This is a genomic window from Geodermatophilus sp. SYSU D00814 (assembly GCF_054050055.1).
Genome location: NZ_JBJGYP010000004.1, coordinates 13,630 through 32,429, shown reverse-complemented (window position 1 = coordinate 32,429; position 18,800 = coordinate 13,630). Strand labels below are relative to the sequence as shown.

Sequence of the window (18,800 nt, the reverse complement as noted above, 5' to 3'; positions counted from 1 at the left end):
GCTAGACCGGCGCCTGGCCGTCCTCGTCGGTGCGGCGGGGTCTGCCGTGCCCGTGCGCGGCCTCCTCGGCGCGCTCCTCCTCGAGCTCCGCCTCGCCCTCGAGCCGGTGCGCCTCGCCGGCCACCTGCGCCGCGGCGTCGCCGTGCGACTCGCCGTAGAGCTCCTCGGCCCGGCCCAGCAGTTCCTCGGCCTTGGCCTTCGCCTTGTCGATGAAGCTCATCGCGCTCCCGTCCTCCCCGGCTCCCGAGCGGGTGCCCTGTGTGCAGCATCGCGGATCTCGCCGACGAGCTCCTCGAGGATGTCCTCCAGGGCCACGACGCCGACCACCCGGCCGCCGTCGGCGACCGCGGCGAGCTGGGCCCGCCCGGTCTGCATGACCCCCAGCGTGCGCCGCAGGTCGTCGTCGGCGGCGACGCGGGGCAGCGGGCGGGTGATGTCGCGGACCCGCGGTTCCGGCGCGCCGTCGGCCACCAGCACGTCCTTGACGTGCACGTAGCCGAGCAGCTCCGCGCCGTCGGCCACCGGGAAGCGGGAGTACCCGGTGGCCGCCGCGGCCCGCTCGACGGCGGCGGTGTCGTCCCCGGGCGCGACGACGGTCAGCGCGGCGCGGGGGATGAGCACCGAGCGGGTGTCGCGCTCCTCCAGGCCCAGGGCGCCGGTGAGCAGCTCGAAGCCGCGCTGGTCGAGCAGCCCGCCGGCGCGGGACTCACCGATCAGCCCGGCCACCTCGTCGCGGGTGAACGCGCTGGTGACCTCGTCCTTGGGCCGCACGCCCAGCAGCCGCAGCGCCGCGTTGGCCAGCGCGTTGAGCGCCACGATCACCGGCTTGAGCACCGTGACGACGGCGGCCAGCGGCGGGGTGAGCACCAGCGCGGCGCGGTCGGGCCCGGCCAGCGCCAGGTTCTTGGGCACCATCTCGCCGATCACCACGTGCAGCGCGACGACGACGGTCAGCGCGATGACGAACGAGATCGGGTGCACCAGGCCCTCGGGCACCGACAGCAGCGCGAACAGCGGCTCGAGCAGGTGCGCCACCGCGGGCTCCCCGATCGCGCCCAGGCCCAGCGAGCAGACGGTGATGCCCAGCTGCGCGCCGGCCATCATCAGCGACACCCGCTCCATCGCCGCGAGCGTCGTGCGGGCCCGGCGGGAGCCGGCGTCGGCCAGCGGCTCGATCGACGAGCGGCGCGCGGAGATCAGCGCGAACTCGGCGCCGACGAAGAAGGCGTTGGCCAGCAGCAGCACCACGGCGACCAGCACGCCGCCCCAGTCACCCACGGCCGTCCTCCTCGTCCCCGCTCACCGCGGGCAGGGGGCCGACGACGGCCCGCTCCACCCGGGTGCCGTCGACGCGCTCGACCCGCACCCACACCCCCGCCGGCAGGCCCTCGGCCTCCGCGGCCAGCTCGGGCGGCAGGGTGGGCCGGGCCTCGATCCGGTCGCCGACCTCCGGGATGCGGCCGAGCAGGTGCAGCACCAGCCCGCCGACGCTCTCCCAGTGCCGGTCGGCGGGCACCGACAGCCCGGTGGTCGCGGCCACCTCGTCGGGCCGCAGCAGGCCCGACACCGACCAGGTGCCGTCGCCGCGGTCGACGACGTCGTCGCCGGCCTCCTCGTCGTGCTCGTCGGCCAGGTCGCCGACGAGCTCCTCCACGAGGTCCTCGACGGTCACCACCCCGTCGGTGCCGCCGTACTCGTCGACGACGACGGCCATCTGCAGCCCGCCGCGGCGCAGGTCGCCGAGCAGGTCGTCGAGCCGCCGCGAGGTGGGGACGAACAGCGGGGGCAGCATCACCGCCGACACGGGGGTGGCCGCCCGCCGGTCGCGGGGGACGGCGAGGGCGTGTTTCACGTGGACCATCCCGACGACGTCGTCGACACCGGCGGCGGAGACGACGGGGAAGCGGGAGTGCCCGGAGTCGCGGGCGACGGTGAGCACCTCGGCGACCGGCGCCTGCTCGGGCACCGTCGTCATGCGGGTGCGCGGGGTGGCGGCGTCGCTGGCGCGCAGCTCCCCGAAGGCCAGGCCGCGCTCGAGCAGCTCCGCGGTCTCCGTGGGCAGCGTGCCCTGCCGGCCCGACCGGCGGACCAGCGAGGTCAGCTCGTCGGGCGAGCGGGCGGAGGCGAGCTCCTCCTGCGGTTCGACACCGAACACCCGGCGCAGCGTCGCGTTGGCCCAGCCGTTGAGCAGGCGGATGACCAGCGACGTCGCCCGGGTGAAGCCGCGCTGGAAGCCCGACACCGCGCGGGCGGTGCGCAGCGGCTCGCTGATGGCCACGTTCTTGGGCACCAGCTCGCCGAACACCATGGTCAGCGCGGTGGCCAGCACCAGCGCGAGGGTGATCGACACCGAGCGGGCGGCGGCGCCGGACAGGCCCGCCGACTCCAGCGGGCCGCGCAGCAGCGCCGCGATCGAGGGCTCGGCCACGAAGCCGATCGCCAGGTTGGTGACGGTGATGCCCAGCTGGGCGCCCGACAGCTGGGTGGACAGCGTGCGCAGTGCGGCGAGGACGCCGGCCGACCCGCGCACGCCCGCGGCCGCCTCGCGCTCGACGGTGGGCCGGTCGACGGTCACCAGCGAGAACTCGAAGGCCACGAACGCGGCGCAGGCGAGGACCAGGACGACGCCGACGAGGACCAGCAGCCACTCGATCACGATCGGCCCCGGGGGAGCGGGGAGGGGTTCGGATGGTGAGGCCTGCTCACAGGGGGGCGGTCATCCTCCGGCGAAGGGGGGCAGCACGTCGACGGTCGCCCCGGGTCCCAGCTGCAACGCGCGGTTGCGCGTCTGCGTTCCGTCGACGAGGAACGAGCAGGCGGGGAGGACCTTCCCCAGGCGCTCGCCGTGGGCCTCGACGATCCGGTCGACCAGCTCCGCCAGGGTGCCGGCCGCGCAGGTCTCGGTGTCGACGCCGGCGGCCGCCCGGGCCCCGGCGAAGTAGCGCACGGTCACGGTGGCCACCGCCGGTCAGCCCCCGATGGCCGACATCGGCCGGGACGGCTGCAGGAAGCTCGGGTCGTCGATGCCGTGGCCGGGGAGCTTGGCCAGGGTGGCGATGCGCCAGCGGTCGGCGAGCTCGGCGTCGGTGGCGCCCTCGCGCAGCGCCGTCCGCAGGTCGGACTCCTCGCGGGCGAACAGGCAGTTGCGGATCTGCCCGTCGGCGGTGAGCCGGGTGCGGTCGCAGGTGCCGCAGAAGGAGCGGGTGACCGAGGCGATCACGCCGACGGTGGCCGGGCCGCCGTCGACCAGCCAGCGCTCGGCGGGCGCCGAGCCGCGCTCCTCGGTGTCGGGGGCGAGGTCGTGCGCGGCGGAGAGCCGGGCCAGGATGTCCTCCGCGGTGACCATCTCCCCGCGGGTCCAGGCGTGGTGGGCGTCCAGCGGCATCTGCTCGATGAAGCGCAGCTGGTAGCCGTGCTCGAGGCAGAAGTCCAGCAGCGGGACGGCGTCGTCCTCGTTGATGCCCCGCAGCAGCACGGCGTTGACCTTCACCGGGGTCAGCCCGGCGTCCTGCGCGGCGCGCAGGCCGGCGAGGACGTCGTCGAGCCGGTCGCGGTGGGTCAGCTGCCGGAACCGCTCGCGGTCGAGGGTGTCGAGGCTGACGTTGATGCGGTCGAGGCCGGCGGCGGCGAGCGCGGGGGCGACGCGGGTCAGCCCGATGGCGTTGGTGGTGAGGCTGACCTCGGGCCGCGGGTCGAGCGCGGTGGCGGCCGCGACGATGCCGACCAGGCCCGGGCGCAGCAGCGGCTCGCCGCCGGTGAAGCGGACCTCGCGGATGCCCAGCTGCTCGACGCCGATGCGCACCAGCCGCGCGACCTCGTCGTCGGTGAGCTGCTCGACCTTGGGCAGCCACTGCAGGCCCTCGGGTGGCATGCAGTAGGAGCAGCGCAGGTTGCAGCGGTCGGTGAGCGAGACCCGCAGGTCGGTGGCGACCCGGCCGTGCCGGTCGACCAGCCCGCCACGGCCGGGCAGCGCGCCCGGCAGGACGCCGTCGGCCGCGCGGGGCCGCGGGTCGGGGAGCGGGGTGGCACTCACGTCGCGAATGTATCCGCGGAACGGGATCGCGTCGCCCGTCCCGCCGCGTACGTCCCCACAGACGCCGCATCCGCGGTCGCGACCGGGGGTTCCGGGCCGCGACCGCGGATGCGGGGGTTGCACCGACGCTGCGACGCCGGGGGGAGGTCAGCCGATCGGGGTGGGGTCGGTCGGGTCCGGCGGGACCGGGACGGAGTCCTGGATGCGGTTGCGCGCCTGGCAGTCGGTGGTGCAGTTGGTGGCACCGGCCGAGAGCTCGATCGAGTCCTCGCCGAGCACGCCGCCCATCCGGCCGCCCGAGGCCACCGACCAGCGCGTCGTCGTCGCCGTCTGGGACAGCTTGGTGGCCACCTGCGGGCTGTCCTTGCCGAGCAGCATCTGGTGGGTGGCGTCGGCGGCCACGCCGTTGCCGAAGTTGATCTTCCCGGTGTACTCGTTGACGAAGTAGAAGAGGCCGGCGCCGAGGGTGTGCACGTACTCGACGGCGGTGCCGAACTCCTGCTCCATCTGGAAGATCCCGCCCTGCGGGGCGTCCTTCGACTGGATCTTGAACTTGCCGCCCGAGGCGGTGGTGAACGAGACCACCAGCACGTCGTCGCGCAGCCGCAGCTCGCTGATCCGCACGCCGCGGAGCTGGGCCGCGGAGAGCACGGGCACCTTGGACGCGAACACGACGGTCGGGGCGGTGACCATGCGCTGCGGGTCGGGGGCGCCGGTGAGCGCGTAGTCGTACACGCCGAGGGTCGCGGGGTCGATCGTGTAGGTCACGTGCCGGCCGCGGACGGCGATCGGCCCGGTCGGCGTCACGTCGCGCAGCCGGTACTCGCTGCCGGGGCCGGGGTTGGACGTGCGGCCGTTGACGGTGACGGCGAAGTCGCCGCCGCTGCTCGCGCCCTCGGTCCCGCCGTCGTCGCCCCCGGAGGCCGAGGCGGTGCCGGGGACCAGGAACGCGGCGAGCGCGAGCAGGAGGACGAGGACCGCGCGCAGGGGACGCGGCCGGGAGGTGGGGGCCACGGGGCTCCTCGGGTCGGGTGGACGGGCGCCGGTCAGGGTGCCGGTCCCGACCCCGGACTGTGAGTGATGACACGCGTACGTACCGAAACGGGGACGACGGACGGGTGCGCCGTTGTTACGGTCGCGTCGCCACCCGAGAGTCCGGCGGGCAGTCCCGCACTCGCCTGTGGCCAGGAAGCGCGAGAAGAGCCGTGTCACCCCGCACCGTCCTCCGTCCCCTGCTGGGCCCCTACGCCCGCCTGTTCACCGTCGTCCCCGGTGCCGCGTGGTTCTCCTTCGCCGGGTGGGTCGCCCGGCTGCCGCTGCCCATGCTCGGTCTCGGCGCGGTCCTGCTGGTCGAGGGCGAGTCCGGCAGCTACGCGCTGGCCGGCGCCGTCTCCGGCACCCTCGCCCTGGTCGCCTCCGTCGCCGGCCCGCAGTGGGCCCGGGCCATGGACCGCCGCGGCCAGGGCGCGGTCCTGCGCCTGGCGATGGTCGCGTACCTGGTCACCGGGCTGGCGTTCGTCGGCGTCGTGGTCACCGAGGCACCCACCTGGACCTGGTTCGCCCTCGCCGGGCTGACCGGCGCGAGCCTGCCCAACATCGGCGCCCTGGTGCGCGCCCGGTGGGCGGCCGCCCTGGCCGACGCCGAGCGGCGGCAGACCGCGTTCGCCTTCGAGTCCGTCGTCGACGAGGTGGTCTTCGTCGTGGGGCCCCCGCTGGTCACCGTGCTCGCCACCCTGATCGACCCGGCGGCGGGGTTCACGACCGGCGTCGTCCTCGGCACCGTCGGCGGGGTGTGGCTGTCCCGCCAGCGGGCCACCGAGCCGGTCGTGGCCGTGGCCCCGGTCGAGGGCGGGCGGCGGCGCCGGGCGGCCCTCGGGCCCGCGGTGCTCGTCGTCTGCGCCGCCTACCTCGGCGTCGGCACGGTCTTCGGCGCGATGGACGTGGTCGTCGTGGCGTTCGCCGAGGAGAGCGGGCGGCCCGCGCTGGCCGGCCTGGCGCTGGCGCTCTACGCCGGCGGCAGTCTGGTCGCCGGGCTGGCCTACGGCGTCGCCAGGCTGCCCGGCTCGCTGGCCGCGCGGTTCCTCGGCACCGCCGTCGCCTTCGGCGTGGCCGCCCAGGGCCTGTGGGCGGTGTCCTCGCTGCCGCTGCTGATCGGCGCCGGGTTCCTCGCCGGCCTCGCCGTCGCGCCGGTGCTGGTGTCGGGCGCCTCGCTGGTGGAGTCGCGGGTGCCGCGGTCGGCGCTCACCGAGGCGCTGTCGTGGACCAACACCGGGCTGACCGTCGGGGTCACGGCGGGTTCGGCGCTGGCCGGTGCCGCCGTCGACGCGTGGGGCGCGCAGGCGGCCTTCGCCGTCCCCGCACTCGCCGCGGCCGCGGCCGGGCTCATCGGGCTGGCCGGGGCGCCGCTGCTGCGCCAGACGCCCCAGCAGGTGCCGGCGTGACCGTGGTCGTCCGGCCGCTGGCCGACGACGACCTGTCCGCCGCGTGGGAGCTGGGCCGGCTGGCCTTCGGCGGGCCCGCCGAGGCGCCCGACCGGGCGCTGCGGCCGGTCGAGGGGGTGCTGCGCCTCGGCGCCTTCGACGCCCGCGGCCGGCTGGTCGGCAAGGCCACCGACACCGGCCACCGGCAGTGGTGGGGCGGCCGGGCGGTGGCGACGGCGGACGTCGGCGGCGTCGCCGTCCTCCCCGAGCACCGGGGCGGCGGGGTGGCCCGCGCGCTGCTCACCGACCTGCTGGCCCGCGGCCGGGAGCGGGGCGCGGCGGTCAGCGCCCTGTACCCGACGGTGTCGGCGGTGTACCGGCGGCTCGGGTGGGAGGTCGTCGGCGCGCTGCAGCGGGCTGACCTCGACACCGCCTCGCTGCCCTCGGCCCCGGTGCCCGGCGTCGACGTGCGCCCGGGGGAGCCGGCCGACCTGGCGGTCCTCGACGCGCTGTACGAGACCGTCGCCCGGCCGCGGGCGGGGCTGCTCACCCGCCGCGGCGGCGCGTTCGACCTGCCGCACGAGCGCCGCTGGCCCGACGGCGTCGACGGGCTCACGGTGGTCGAGCAGGACGGCGTCCCGACCGGCGCCCTGACCTACGAGCGCGGCAGCGGGTACGGCCCCGAGGCGCGGCTGACCGTCCACGACCTGGTCGCGGTCACCGCCGAGGCCGCGCGGGCGCTGGTGGCGGTCCTGGCCGGCTGGCGCAGCGTGACCCGCACCGTGCGGGTGCCGCTGCTGCCCGGCGACGCGGTGGCCGGCGCGCTGCCGCTGGAGCGCTCGCTCGCCGGCCCGGGCACGGCGTTCATGCACCGGCCGGTCGACGTCGTGCGCGCCGTGGCCGACCGCGGCTGGCCGGCGCACGTGCGCGGGCGGGTGGCGTTCACGCTGCTCGACCCCGCCGTGCCGGGGAACGCCGGCCCCTGGGAGCTCGAGCTCGCCGACGGCGCCGGTGACCTCCGCCGTCCCGCCTCCGAGCCCGGGCTGGTGCTCGACGTCCGGGGGTTCGCGCAGCTGTACGGCGGGGCGACCGGCGGCCGGGCGGCGGCGCTGGCCGGGCTGGTGACCGGGCCGGACGACCCGGCCGCGCTGGACCTGCTCGCCTGCGGGCCGCCGGCCGCGCTGCTCGACTACTTCTGAGGCGGGTTGAGCGCCCGGTCCCCGGGTAGGCGGTGGACCGGCAGGCCGCGCCCGGTGCGCGCGCGGCGGCCCATCCGTCGTCACCACCCGTCGTCAGCCAGAGGAGTGCCCGTGGCCACCGTGCCCACCATCCGCCTGAACAACGGCGTCGAGATCCCGCAGCTGGGCTTCGGCGTCTTCCAGATCGAGCCGGAGAACACCGTCGAGGCCGTGCGCAACGCGCTCGAGGTCGGCTACCGGCACATCGACACCGCCGAGATGTACGGCAACGAGAAGGAGGTCGGCCAGGCCGTCCGCGAGTCCGGCCTCGACCGGTCGGAGGTCTTCGTCACCAGCAAGCTGAACAACGGCTTCCACCGCCGCGACGACGCCCTGCGCGCCTTCGACCAGACGATGGACGACCTGGGCCTGGAGTACCTCGACCTGTTCCTCGTGCACTGGCCGCTGCCGACCATCGACGTCGACTACGTGGAGACGTGGAAGGCGATGGAGGAGATCTACGCCGGCGAGCGGTGCCGGGCGATCGGTGTCTCCAACTTCAACCCGCACCACCTGCGCCGGCTGTTCGCCGAGACGGAGGTGCGCCCGGCGGTCAACCAGATCGAGGTGCACCCCTACCTCGCCAACGACGAGGTCCGCGCGTTCGACGCCGACCACGAGATCGTCACCGAGGCCTGGTCGCCGATCGCCCAGGGCAAGGTCCTCGACGACCCGGTGGTCGTGGCCGTCGCCGAGAAGCTGGGGCGCACGCCGGCGCAGGTCGTGCTGCGCTGGCACGTGCAGCGCGGCGACGTCGTCTTCCCGAAGTCGGTGACCCGCTCGCGCATCGAGGAGAACTTCGCGCTGTTCGACTTCGAGCTCGACGGTCAGGACATGACCGCGATCACCGCGCTCGACCGCGGCGAGCGCACCGGGCCCGACCCGGACACCTTCGACTACGTCCCCGGCTGACCTGGGGCCGGACGTGCCGAGATCACGCGATCTCGGCACGTCCGGGGCGCGGAGCGGTCGGGATCGCGTGATCTCGACGGGGGTTCAGTCGGTGGTCACGAAGTCGATGAGCTCCTCGACGCGGCCGATCAGCGCGGGCTCGAGGTCGGTCCAGGTGCGCACGCGGGCGAGGATCCGCTGCGCCCACACGTAGCCGGTGTCGTCCTCCCAGCCCAGCCGGCGGCAGACGCCGGTCTTCCAGTCCTCGCCCCGGGGCACCTCCGGCCAGGCGCGGATGCCGACGACGGAGGGCTTGACCGCCTGCCAGATGTCGATGAACGGGTGGCCGACGACGAGCGCGTGCTGGCCGGTGACCTGCTCGGCGATCCGCGACTCCTTCGACCCGCGCACCAGGTGGTCGACCAGCACGCCCAGGCGCCGTCCCGACGACGGGCGGAACTCGCGCACGATCGCCGGCAGGTCGTCGACGCCGTGCAGCGGCTCGACGACGACGCCCTCGATGCGCAGGTCGTGGCCCCACACCTTCTCGACGAGCTCGGCGTCGTGCTTGCCCTCGACGTGGATGCGGCCCTCGCGCGCCACGCGGGCGCGGGCGCCGGCGACGTAGGTCGAGCCCGAGGCGCTGCGGGTCGGCGTCGCCGGTCCCCTCGGGGTCGGGCGCACCAGCACGACCGGCCGGCCGTCGACCCAGAAGCCCGGGCCCAGCGGGTAGGCGCGCACCTTCCCGAACCGGTCCTCGAGGTGGACGACGTCCTTCTCGCAGCGGACGACGGCGCCCACGAACCCGGAGCTGGGGTCCTCGACGACGAGGTCGCGTTCGGCGGCGACCTGCGGCGTCGGCTTCTTGACGGTGCGGGGGTGCACCAGGTCGTCGTAGGGGGAGCGGGGTGGCACCTCCCCAGGAGAGCCGATGACGGCGCGCGAGGCCTGCAGACGCGCCGGGAGGGAGCGGGCGCGACACGCCCGGGCGACACGCCGTTGACGCTGTGTGCTCGTCCGTCGCGGCTCGCCGGTCGGTCCCGGGGGCTCTCGTCGCGGCCGTCCACCCGGCGCTGACCTGCGGGAACGGGTCGTCCGGTGCCGCTCCGGAGAGGCGTCCGGGCCGGGCGGCCGGGGAGTGGGTACGAGGAAGATCGCGTCGGGTCGTTTCGGTCTCGCGAGCCCGGTCACCCATCTGTCGACCGGAACACCTGAGCTCAGATGGGAGCGCGAAACGACGATGATCGGCACCGACACCATCAGCCGTGTGATCGGGCAGGACGTCTACGACGACACGGGCGACAAGATCGGCTCGGTCTCGGAGGTCTACCTGGACGACGAGACCGGTCAGCCGGAGTGGGCCACGGTGCGGACCGGCCTGTTCGGCACCAAGGAGTCCTTCATCCCGCTGCGGGACGCCGACCTGACCAACGACGGCCTGCGTGTCCACGTGAGCAAGGCCAAGGTCAAGGACGCCCCGCGGATCGACACCGACGGCCACCTGTCCCCGCAGGAGGAGCAGGAGCTGTACCGGTACTACGACCTCGGCTCCGGCTCGGGCACCCAGACCACGCAGACGACGCAGACCACGGGCACGGTCCGCGACACCGGGACGGCCGGCACCTACAGCGCCGACCAGACCCGCACGCAGCAGGACCTCACCACCGGCGGTGCCGGGATGGGCACCACCGGCCGTGCCGACCGTGACGGGGACGGCGTCTACGACGACGTCCAGGGCCGCGCCGTCGGTCACGACACCTCCGGCCCGACCACCGACAGCGCGATGACCCGCTCCGAGGAGCACGTCAACGTGGGCACGCAGCGCGTCGAGGCCGGCCGCGCCCGCCTGCGCAAGTACGTCGTGACGGAGAACGTCAGCACCACCGTGCCGGTCTCCCACGAGGAGGTCCGCGTCGAGCGCGAGCCGATCACCGACGCCAACGTCGGCGCCGCGATGGACGGCCCGGCGATCTCCGAGGAGGAGCACGAGGTCGTCCTGCACGCCGAGCGCCCCGTGGTGGAGAAGGAGGCCGTGCCGGTCGAGCGCGTCCGCCTCGACACCGAGACGGTGACCGAGCAGCAGCGGGTCGACGAGCAGGTGCGCAAGGAGGAGATCGAGGTCGAGGGCGGCCAGTCCGGCGTCGCGGGCACCGGCACCACCACCGGCACCACCGGCCGGGACGAGCGCGGCTTCGTGCAGAAGGCCAAGGACGCGCTCGACCGCGACAACGACGGCAAGATCGGCCGCTGACGCACAGCACGACCCCGGGCCCGGGACCGACCGGGCGCACGAGACGGCGGTGGCCGGCCGGAGACCTCGACTCCCGGCCGGCCACCGTGCTGTCCGGGGCCGCCCGCTCCGGCGCGGCCCGCGGCGCGTGCGGGTGGGATGCTCGGCGGCGTGATCGAGACCACGGCCGCGGCGTCGCCGACCCCTCCCCGGACCGACGGGCTCCCGGCCGGTCCCGACGAGCTCACCGCCGCCCTCCGGGCGACCGGGTACCTCCCCGACGAGGGGCTGGCCACCGCGGCCTACCTGGCCCTGGTCATGCGCCGCCCGCTCTTCCTCGAGGGCGAGGCCGGCGTGGGCAAGACGGCGCTGGCCCGCGCGCTGGCGGAGGTCACCGGCCGCCCGCTGTACCGGCTGCAGTGCTACGAGGGCCTCGAGGCCAGCCAGGCGCTCTACGACTGGGACTTCGGCCGCCAGCTGCTGCACCTGCGGGCCGCCGAGGCCGCGCACGCCACGGGGGACACCGAGACGCTGGAGGCCTCGCTCTACGACCGGCGCTTCCTGCTCGCCCGCCCGCTGCTGCAGGCCCTCGAGGACTCCCCGAGCGTGCTGCTGGTCGACGAGGTCGACCGCGCCGACGACGAGTTCGAGGCCTTCCTGCTGGAGGTGCTGTCGGACTTCACCATCTCCATCCCCGAGCTCGGCACCGTGCGCGCCGAGGTCCCGCCGCTGGTCGTGCTGACCTCCAACCGCACCCGCGAGGTCCACGACGCGCTCAAGCGCCGCTGCCTGTACCACTGGCTGCAGCACCCCGACTTCGACCGCGAGGTCGCGATCCTGCGGACCCGGCTGCCCGAGGTCACCGAGCGGCTGGCCCGCGAGGTGGCCCGGGCGACGGCGAAGCTGCGCACGCTGGACCTGCTCAAGCCGCCGGGCGTGGCCGAGGCGATGGACTGGGCCAGCGCGCTGCACACCCTCGGCGCGCGCGACCTCGACCCCGACCTGGCCGCCCGCACGCTCGGCGCCGTCCTCAAGTACCGGGAGGACACCGACCGGGTGCACGCGCTGGCCCGGGGAGCGCTGTTCGGTGGCAGCTGACGAAGGACCCCGTCCCCCTCACGCCTCGCACGCTCGGCGCGAGCCTCCGGACGGGGCCGTTCCAGCACGTCGCGACGTGGTCGGCGTCGTCCTGGGGTTCGCCCGGACGCTGCGTGCCGCCGGGGTGGGCGCCTCGCCCGACCGGGTCGAGGCGATGCTCTCGGCGGTCGCGGCGCTCGACGTCCTCGACGCGACCGCCGTCTACTGGGCCGGCCGCCTGACGCTGTGCGCCGGTCCCGACGACCTCGACCGCTACGACGCCGCCTTCTCCGCCTACTTCGGCGGCGAGGCACCCCGCCGGTCGACGGCGACCGCGCAGACCCCGCCCCGGGTCGCGGCCACCGCGCCGCTGGAGCAGGGCGCCGGCGCCGGTGAGGAGGGCGAGGACCCCTCCGACCTCGCCGTCGCCGCGTCCGGGGACGAGGTGCTGCGGCACCGCGACGTCGCCGACCTGACCCCGGCCGAGCGCGAGCACCTGCGCCGGCTGTTCGCACTCGTGCGCCCGGCCGCGCCGATGCGCCGGGCCCGCCGGCGCCGGCCGGCCCCGCACGGGTCGGTGCACCCGGCGCGCACCGTCCGGCGGGCACTGCGCGACGGCGGCGAGGTGACCCGGCTGCTGCGCCGGCGGGCCCGGCCCCGGCCGCGGCGGGTGGTGCTGCTCGTCGACGTCTCGGGGTCGATGAGCCCCTACGCCGACGCGCTGCTGCGCTTCGCCCACGCCGCCGTGCGCTCCCGGCCGGCCTCGACCGAGGTCTTCACCATCGGCACCCGGCTGACCCGCGTCACCCGCGAGATGCGGCTGCGCGACCCCGACCGGGCGCTGGCCGCCAGCGGCGAGGCCATCCCCGACTGGTCCGGCGGCACCCGGCTCGGCGAGGTGCTCAAGGCCTTCCTCGACCGGTGGGGCCAGCGGGGGACCGCCCGCGGCGCCGTCGTCGTGGTGTGCAGCGACGGCTGGGAGCGGGGGAGCCCGGACCTGCTGCGCGAGCAGATGGCGCGGCTGCGCCGGCTGGCGCACGCCGTCGTCTGGGTCAACCCGCACAAGGGGCGCAGCGGCTACGAGCCACTCACCGGCGGGATGCAGGCGGCCCTGCCGTCGGTTGACGCGTTCGTGTCCGGCCACAGCCTGGCGGCGTTCGAGGAACTGTCCGGGGTCATCTCCCGTGCCTGAGAAGGAGGCCCGCGGTGCGTGACGTGTTGGAGGACCTGGTCGGCTGGTGGCAGGCCGGGGAGACGGTCGGGATGGGGACGGTGGTCGCCACCTGGCGATCCGCGCCCCGCCCCGCCGGCGCCTCGATGCTGGTCGGTCCCGACGGGACGGCGGTCGGCAGCGTGTCCGGCGGCTGCGTCGAGGGGGCGGTCTACGAGGAGGCCAAGGACGTCGTCGAGACCGGCGTCCCCACCCTCGAGCGGTACGGCGTCAGCGACGACGACGCGTTCGCCGTCGGCCTGACCTGCGGCGGGATCCTCGACGTGTTCGTCGAGCCGGTCTCGCGCGAGTCCTTCCCCGAACTGGGCGAGATCGCCGAGTCGGTGGCCCGGCACGAGCCGGTCGCCGTCGTCACCGTCGTCCGCGGTCCGGAGGACCGGATCGGCCGCCGGCTGGTGCTCTGGCCCGACCGCGCCTCCGGCACGCTGGGCCTGCAGCGCCTCGACGACGCCGTCGCCGACGACGCCCGCGGCATGCTCGCCGCCGGCCGCACCGGCACGCTGACCTACGGCCACGACGGCGAGCGCCGCGGCGACGAGCTGACGCTGTTCGTGTCCTCCTTCGCCCCGCCGGCGCGGATGGTCGTGTTCGGCGCCATCGACTTCGCCGCCGCCGTCGCGCGGGTCGGCGCGTTCCTCGGCTACCGCGTGACGGTGTGCGACGCCCGGCCGGTGTTCGCCACCGCCCGCCGCTTCCCCGACGCCCACGAGGTCGTCGTCGAGTGGCCGCACCGGTACCTGCAGGCCGAGGTCGACGCCGGGCGGATCGACGAGCGCACCGTCCTGTGCGTGCTGACCCACGACCCGAAGTTCGACGTCCCGCTGCTGGAGGTGGCGCTGCGGCTGCCGGTGGCCTACGTCGGCGCGATGGGCTCGCGGCGCACGCACGACGAGCGGCTCGACCGGCTGCGCGACGCTGGGCTGACCGACGACGAGCTGACCCGGCTGTCCTCGCCGATCGGGCTGGACCTCGGCGCGCGCACGCCCGAGGAGACGGCCGTCTCGATCGCCGCGGAGATCATCGCCGGGCGCTGGGGCGGCAGCGGCGAGCGGCTGACCGGTACGGAGGGCCCGATCCACCGCACTGCCGACCGATGACGAAGGACCACCCTGCCCCCCAGCACCCGCAGGCTCGCGGCGGGCCCCTGCAGGGCGGCCGCACGGCCGGGCACGTCAGTGGTGACCTCACGTTCCGCTACGACGTCGAGGTCGTGGGGCTGCTCGTCTCGCCGGTGCACCGCTACGACGGGCGGCCCGGCGGCGTCGTCCCGCCGCAGGACGGCGACCGGGTCGGGCGGATCGAGGTGCGCGCCGGGCACGGCGTCGTCGGCGACCGCTACGCCGGCCGGGCCGCGCACCGCGACGCCGCCGTCACCGTCCTGGCCGCCGAGTCGGTCGACACGCTGGCCGTCGAGCTGGGGACCGGCCCGCTGGACCCGCTGCTGGCCCGCCGCAACGTCGTCCTGCGCGGCGCCGAGGTGGAGGCGCTGCGCGGCGAGGTGTTCTCCCTCGACTGCGGCGAGGGCGTGGTGGTGCTGCGCGGCGGGCGGCCGGCCAACCCCTGCGCGTGGCTGGACACCGTCCTCGCGCCGGGCGCCCACCGCGGCCTGCGCGGCCGCGCCGGCATCCGCTGCGCGCCGCTCACCGACGGCGTGCTGCGGCTCGGGCCCGCCGTGCTGGCCAGCGCGGTCCCCCTCGACGCCGACCGCGCGGGACTGCCCCGCCGGGTGGCTCCCCGACCACGCACCGTCTGACCCCCCGCTGACGCGGCCTCCCCCCGTCCGGGGGTGCCCGCCGCCGCACCGCGCCCGGACGATGACCCGGCCGAGGACGTGCCGTCGAGCCGCGGCGGCCGAGCGACGGGAGTGTCGATGAGGACCAGGGCAGCCGTACTGCGCGACGTCGGGCAGCCGTTCGAGATCACCGAGCTGGAACTGGACGAGCCCAAGGCGGGGGAGGTGCTCATCCGCTACGTCGCCGCCGGGCTGTGCCACTCCGACGAGCACCTGCGGCACGGCGACATCGTCCCGCAGTTCCCCATCGTGGGCGGCCACGAGGGCGCCGGGATCATCGAGAAGGTCGGCCCGGGCGTCACCCGGCTGCAGCCCGGTGACCACGTCATCTGCTCGTTCCTGCCGGTGTGCGGACACTGCCGGTGGTGTTCGACGGGCAAGTCGAACCTCTGCGACATGGGCGCGTCGATCCTCGTCGGGAACCTCCCCGACGGCACCTACCGCTTCCACGACGACGACGGCAACGACTACGGCGGCATGTGCATGCTCGGCACGTTCTCCGAGCGCGCCGTCATCAGCGAGAACTCCGCGGTCAAGGTCGACCCCGACCTGCCGCTGGACAAGGTCGTGCTCATCGGCTGCGGCGTCCCGACCGGCTGGGGGTCGGCGGTGCACGCGGCGGCGACCGAGCCCGGCGACACGATCGTCATCTACGGCATCGGCGGCATCGGCATCAACAGCGTGCAGGGCGCGGCGCTGGCCGGCGCGCGCAACGTCATCGCCGTCGACCCGCTGCCCAACAAGCGGGAGGCCGCCGAGCAGCTGGGCGCCACCCACAGCGTGGAGACCGCGGAGGAGGCGCAGGAGCTGGTCCAGGAGCTGACCCGCGGCGTCGGCGCGGACAAGGCGATCATCACCGTCGGCGTCGTCGACGCGAAGGTGGTCACCGACGCCGTGAACACCATCCGCAAGGGCGGCACCGCCGTCATCACCGGCCTGGCCGACCCGACCAAGAACAACATCGAGCTCAGCAGCTCGCTGCTCACCCTGTTCGAGAAGACCGTCAAGGGCAGCCTGTTCGGCTCGGGCGACCCGTTCCACGACATCCCGAAGATGGTCGAGCTCTACCAGTCCGGTGACCTCAAGCTCGACGAGCTGATCACCAAGACCTACACCCTCGACCAGGTCAACGAGGGCTACGAGGACCTGGTCAACGGCAAGAACATCCGCGGCGTCATCAGGTTCGACACCCCACCGCTGGAGGGCGCGCCGGCCTGAGCGGTCCCCGGCGAGGCCTGCACACCGGCTCCCCCGGGGCCGGTGTGCAGGTCTGGCCCCCGTCCCCGAGAGGAGTCGCGTGGGCAACCCCACCGCGCCGCACCCGGTCATCGGGCTGCGCCGGGAGCGCGAGGTGCTCACCGTCGCGCTGCGCACCAACCGCCACGTCGTCCTGGAGGGGCCGCCGGGCACGGGCAAGTCCACGCTGCTGCGCTCCATCGCCGCTGACGTCGGCCAGGAGGTCGTCTTCGTCGAGGGCAACGCCGAGCTCACCCCGGCCCGGCTGATCGGCCAGTACGACCCCGCCGCCGTCCTCGCCGACGGGTACGTGCCCGGCAGCTTCACCGACGGGCCCCTGCTGACGGCGATGCGCGGGCACGGGCTGCTCTACCTCGAGGAGCTCAACCGCATCCCCGAGGAGACGCTCAACGTCCTCATCACCGTGCTGACCGAGGGCGAGATCACCGTGCCCCGGCTCGGGCACGTGAAGGCGGCCGCCGGCTTCCGGCTCATCGCGGCCATGAACCCCTTCGACGCGATCGGCACCGCCCGCGTCGGGCAGGCCATCGCCGACCGCATGTGCCGGGTCGTGCTGGGCTACCAGGACGCCGCCGCCGAGCGGTCCATCGTCGGGGCCGTCACCGGGGCACCCCCGGCGCTCATCGGGCTCGCCGTCCGGCTGGTGCGCGCGTCGCGGGAGCACCGCGACGTCCGGATGGGCTCGTCGGTGCGCGGCGCGATCGACCTGGTGCTGCTGCTCGGCGGCCTGCTCGACGTGCGCGGGCAGTCGGGCCTCGGGGCCGACGGCGCCCGCGAGACCGCCCGCGACGCCGCCTACGCCGCGCTGTCGGGGCGGATCCGCATCGCCGAGGGTGTCGAGCGCACCGCCGAGGCGGTCATCGACGAGATCCTCGACGGCGTCTGGCCGCCCGACGGGTCACCGCCGCCGGAGGACCCCTCCGACGCCGCGGACCCCGCGGGTGGTGGTGACGAGGGAAAAGGTGAGGGCCCGCCGGAGACGCCGGCGGGCACCGACTCGGGGTCCTCGCTGCGCCGCGACCGGCGCTCCGGCGGCGGGCGCCGGCAGACCAGCCGGCGGGAGATGGCGGCCCGGCACGAGGCCTTCGAGGAGGTCAGCCCGGAGGTCGGCGAGCTCGACGAGGAGGCCTTCGCGGCGCTGATGGCCGAGGACGCCGACGCCGCGGCCGCGCTGCTCACCGACCTCGCCGCCGCCACCGACCGCGACCTGCGCTCGGCGGCCCAGCGGCTGGCCGCGCGGGTGTTCGTGCAGGTCGGCCGGGTGGGCCGCACCCGCACCCGCGGTACCCGGCGGCTGGTGCCCGACCGGCGCGGCGACGGCGACCTGGACCTCGACCGCACCCTGGACCGCTGGGACGTCGGGACGCCGCTGACCACCGGCGACCTGGTCACCCGCACGTGGACCGGGAACCGGCGGGCGGTGTGCCTCGCCGTCGACACGTCGGGGTCGATGACGGGACTGGGCGTGGCCATCGCGGCGGTGGCGGCGGCCGGCGTCGTCCTCACCGGCGACGAGAAGCTGCGGACCAGCCTGATCACCTTCGGCCGCGAGGTCGACGTCGTCCAGCGCACCGGGCAGCGCCGCGCCGCCGAGGACGTCGTCACCCACCTGCTGGGGCTGCGCGGGCACGGGATGACCGACCTCGCCGCGGCGCTGCGGGCCGCCCGGCTGCAGCTGGCCGAGGAGGTGGCCGACGAGCGCGCCGTGGTGCTGCTGTCGGACTGCCTGCACACCACCGGTGACCCGCCGGAGACGGCGCTGGCCGGCATCGACCGGCTCGACGTGCTCTGCCCGCTCCCCACACCCGAGGCCGAGGAGGCCGCACGGGCGCTGGCCGCGCGCGGCGGCGGCAGCGCGCAGATGGTGCGCACCGTGCGCGACCTGGGGCCGGCGCTCACCCGCCTGCTCGGCTGATCACGAGGCGGGCGCTCGCGCGGGGTGTTGATCATCGGCTGCGTGCACGGCGGTGCGGCGTGTCGGCGGCAACAACCCCATGATCACGACCGGGTGAACGCGATCGTCGGGACGGTGCCCGCACCGCAGGATCACGGCGTGAACGCATGGCTGCTGCGTGCGTCGCGATGGGCGCTGACCCTGGTGATGGGGGTGCTGGTCGCACCGCTCCTGGTCCTGGGGCTGCGGTTCGTCGGGGACGCGAGCTGGAGCTCGGCGGTGGTGACCGGCGTCGTCGTGGCCGTGGTCTGCGCGCCGGTGCTCGCACTCCTCGTCGCCCGGAACACGCACGACGCGCTGGACGCCTTCGGGCCGCTTCCGCACGGGAACCGTGCGCTGGTCGAGCGGGCGGCCCGGCGCGGCCCCGTCCCCGAGGACGACGAGGTGCGCGGGGCCGCTCTGCGTGTCGTCGAGGGCCGGCTGGCGCTGCTGGCGCAGACCCGGACGCGGGCCCTGCTGACCACCGTCGTCCTGGTCCTCCTGTGTGCGGGGTTGGCGGTCACCGCGTCGCCGTGGTGGTGGGCGGGGCTCGTCGTCTGCGCGGGCCTGCTCGTCCTGGTGCTCGTCACCCCGGCGCGGCTGCGGCGCCGGGCCGACCTGCTCCGGCGGGCGCCCTGATCACGACGTCCGCTCGAGTTGATCATGGGGTCGTTGCCGCTCCCGGCGGCGTGTCCGCG

General features: G+C 75.5%; 18 protein-coding genes. 11 read left to right on the top strand and 7 right to left on the bottom strand.

The annotated features are described in order from the left end of the window. Nucleotide 1: 1 nt before the first annotated feature. From ACI780_RS04015 to ACI780_RS03990, 6 genes are all read right to left on the bottom strand, one after another. Nucleotides 2-220 carry a hypothetical protein gene (locus ACI780_RS04015; protein ID WP_456871685.1) on the bottom strand — a complete coding sequence of 73 codons (219 nt, stop codon included), beginning with the start codon at nt 218-220 and terminating at the stop codon, nt 2-4. Next, a complete protein-coding gene (locus tag ACI780_RS04010) occupies nt 217-1,278 on the bottom strand; it encodes a hemolysin family protein (RefSeq protein ID WP_456871686.1) in 1,062 nt (353 codons plus the stop codon). The genes ACI780_RS04015 and ACI780_RS04010 overlap by 4 nt, the downstream gene beginning before the upstream one ends. Continuing rightward, nucleotides 1,271-2,656: a hemolysin family protein gene (locus ACI780_RS04005; RefSeq protein ID WP_456871687.1), complete on the bottom strand. Its 1,386-nt coding sequence runs from the start codon at nt 2,654-2,656 to the stop codon at nt 1,271-1,273. Before ACI780_RS04005 ends, ACI780_RS04010 begins: the two co-directional genes overlap by 8 nt. Before the next feature lie 60 nt (nt 2,657-2,716). Continuing rightward, nucleotides 2,717-2,962: a MoaD/ThiS family protein gene (locus ACI780_RS04000; RefSeq protein WP_456871688.1), complete on the bottom strand. Its 246-nt coding sequence runs from the start codon at nt 2,960-2,962 to the stop codon at nt 2,717-2,719. Between the two features lie 6 nt (nt 2,963-2,968). Further along, nucleotides 2,969-4,033 carry a GTP 3',8-cyclase MoaA gene (gene moaA, locus ACI780_RS03995; RefSeq protein ID WP_457000936.1) on the bottom strand — a complete coding sequence of 355 codons (1,065 nt, stop codon included), beginning with the start codon at nt 4,031-4,033 and terminating at the stop codon, nt 2,969-2,971. A 147-nt stretch (nt 4,034-4,180) separates the two neighbouring features. Further along, entirely contained in the window at nt 4,181-5,047 is an 867-nt protein-coding gene (locus ACI780_RS03990; protein WP_457000934.1) for a hypothetical protein, read from the bottom strand. A gap of 191 nt (nt 5,048-5,238) precedes the next feature. Here ACI780_RS03990 and ACI780_RS03985 point away from each other — a divergent pair, with 191 nt between their 5' ends. The 3 genes from ACI780_RS03985 (at nt 5,239) to ACI780_RS03975 (ending at nt 8,603) form a co-directional block, all read left to right on the top strand. After that, a complete protein-coding gene (locus ACI780_RS03985; protein ID WP_456871691.1) occupies nt 5,239-6,474 on the top strand; it encodes an MFS transporter in 1,236 nt (411 codons plus the stop codon). Then, complete coding sequence (locus tag ACI780_RS03980) at nt 6,471-7,652, top strand: GNAT family N-acetyltransferase (RefSeq protein ID WP_457000932.1); 1,182 nt, start codon at nt 6,471-6,473, stop codon at nt 7,650-7,652. Before ACI780_RS03985 ends, ACI780_RS03980 begins: the two co-directional genes overlap by 4 nt. 111 nt (nt 7,653-7,763) lie before the next feature. Continuing rightward, a complete protein-coding gene (locus ACI780_RS03975) occupies nt 7,764-8,603 on the top strand; it encodes an aldo/keto reductase (RefSeq protein ID WP_456871694.1) in 840 nt (279 codons plus the stop codon). An 84-nt stretch (nt 8,604-8,687) separates the two neighbouring features. Here the strand turns inward: ACI780_RS03975 and ACI780_RS03970 are convergent, their stop codons facing one another. Continuing rightward, complete coding sequence (locus ACI780_RS03970; protein ID WP_456872851.1) at nt 8,688-9,497, bottom strand: DUF3097 domain-containing protein; 810 nt, start codon at nt 9,495-9,497, stop codon at nt 8,688-8,690. A 325-nt stretch (nt 9,498-9,822) separates the two neighbouring features. Here ACI780_RS03970 and ACI780_RS03965 point away from each other — a divergent pair, with 325 nt between their 5' ends. From ACI780_RS03965 to ACI780_RS03930, 8 genes are all read left to right on the top strand, one after another. Beyond that, a complete protein-coding gene (locus ACI780_RS03965; protein WP_457000929.1) occupies nt 9,823-10,833 on the top strand; it encodes a PRC and DUF2382 domain-containing protein in 1,011 nt (336 codons plus the stop codon). Nucleotides 10,834-10,983: 150 nt separating this feature from the next. After that, entirely contained in the window at nt 10,984-11,910 is a 927-nt protein-coding gene (locus tag ACI780_RS03960) for an AAA family ATPase (RefSeq protein WP_456872853.1), read from the top strand. A 76-nt stretch (nt 11,911-11,986) separates the two neighbouring features. Beyond that, a complete protein-coding gene (locus ACI780_RS03955; protein WP_456872854.1) occupies nt 11,987-13,081 on the top strand; it encodes a vWA domain-containing protein in 1,095 nt (364 codons plus the stop codon). A gap of 14 nt (nt 13,082-13,095) precedes the next feature. After that, nucleotides 13,096-14,217, top strand: a complete 1,122-nt coding sequence (locus ACI780_RS03950) for an XdhC family protein (RefSeq protein WP_456872855.1) — start codon at nt 13,096-13,098, stop codon at nt 14,215-14,217. Next, nucleotides 14,214-14,873, top strand: a complete 660-nt coding sequence (locus tag ACI780_RS03945) for an MOSC domain-containing protein (RefSeq protein WP_456872856.1) — start codon at nt 14,214-14,216, stop codon at nt 14,871-14,873. Before ACI780_RS03950 ends, ACI780_RS03945 begins: the two co-directional genes overlap by 4 nt. A gap of 117 nt (nt 14,874-14,990) precedes the next feature. Then, on the top strand, nt 14,991-16,130 hold the full coding sequence (locus ACI780_RS03940) for an NDMA-dependent alcohol dehydrogenase (RefSeq protein WP_456872857.1): 1,140 nt from the start codon (nt 14,991-14,993) through the stop codon (nt 16,128-16,130). Nucleotides 16,131-16,209: 79 nt separating this feature from the next. Continuing rightward, nucleotides 16,210-18,084 carry an AAA family ATPase gene (locus ACI780_RS03935; protein ID WP_456872858.1) on the top strand — a complete coding sequence of 625 codons (1,875 nt, stop codon included), beginning with the start codon at nt 16,210-16,212 and terminating at the stop codon, nt 18,082-18,084. Between the two features lie 138 nt (nt 18,085-18,222). Next, nucleotides 18,223-18,741, top strand: coding sequence for a hypothetical protein (locus tag ACI780_RS03930; RefSeq protein WP_456872859.1), 519 nt, complete (start codon nt 18,223-18,225; stop codon nt 18,739-18,741). The last annotated feature ends 59 nt before the right edge of the window (nt 18,742-18,800 follow it).

What these genes read in the sequence shown, in the direction of transcription:
- ACI780_RS04015 (WP_456871685.1), bottom strand. Translation starts at nt 220, where the DNA reads ATGAGCTTCATCGACAAGGCGAAGGCCAAGGCCGAGGAACTGCTGGGC.
- ACI780_RS03940 (WP_456872857.1), top strand. Translation starts at nt 14,991, where the DNA reads ATGAGGACCAGGGCAGCCGTACTGCGCGACGTCGGGCAGCCGTTCGAG.
- ACI780_RS03945 (WP_456872856.1), top strand. Translation starts at nt 14,214, where the DNA reads ATGACGAAGGACCACCCTGCCCCCCAGCACCCGCAGGCTCGCGGCGGG.
- ACI780_RS03965 (WP_457000929.1), top strand. Translation starts at nt 9,823, where the DNA reads ATGATCGGCACCGACACCATCAGCCGTGTGATCGGGCAGGACGTCTAC.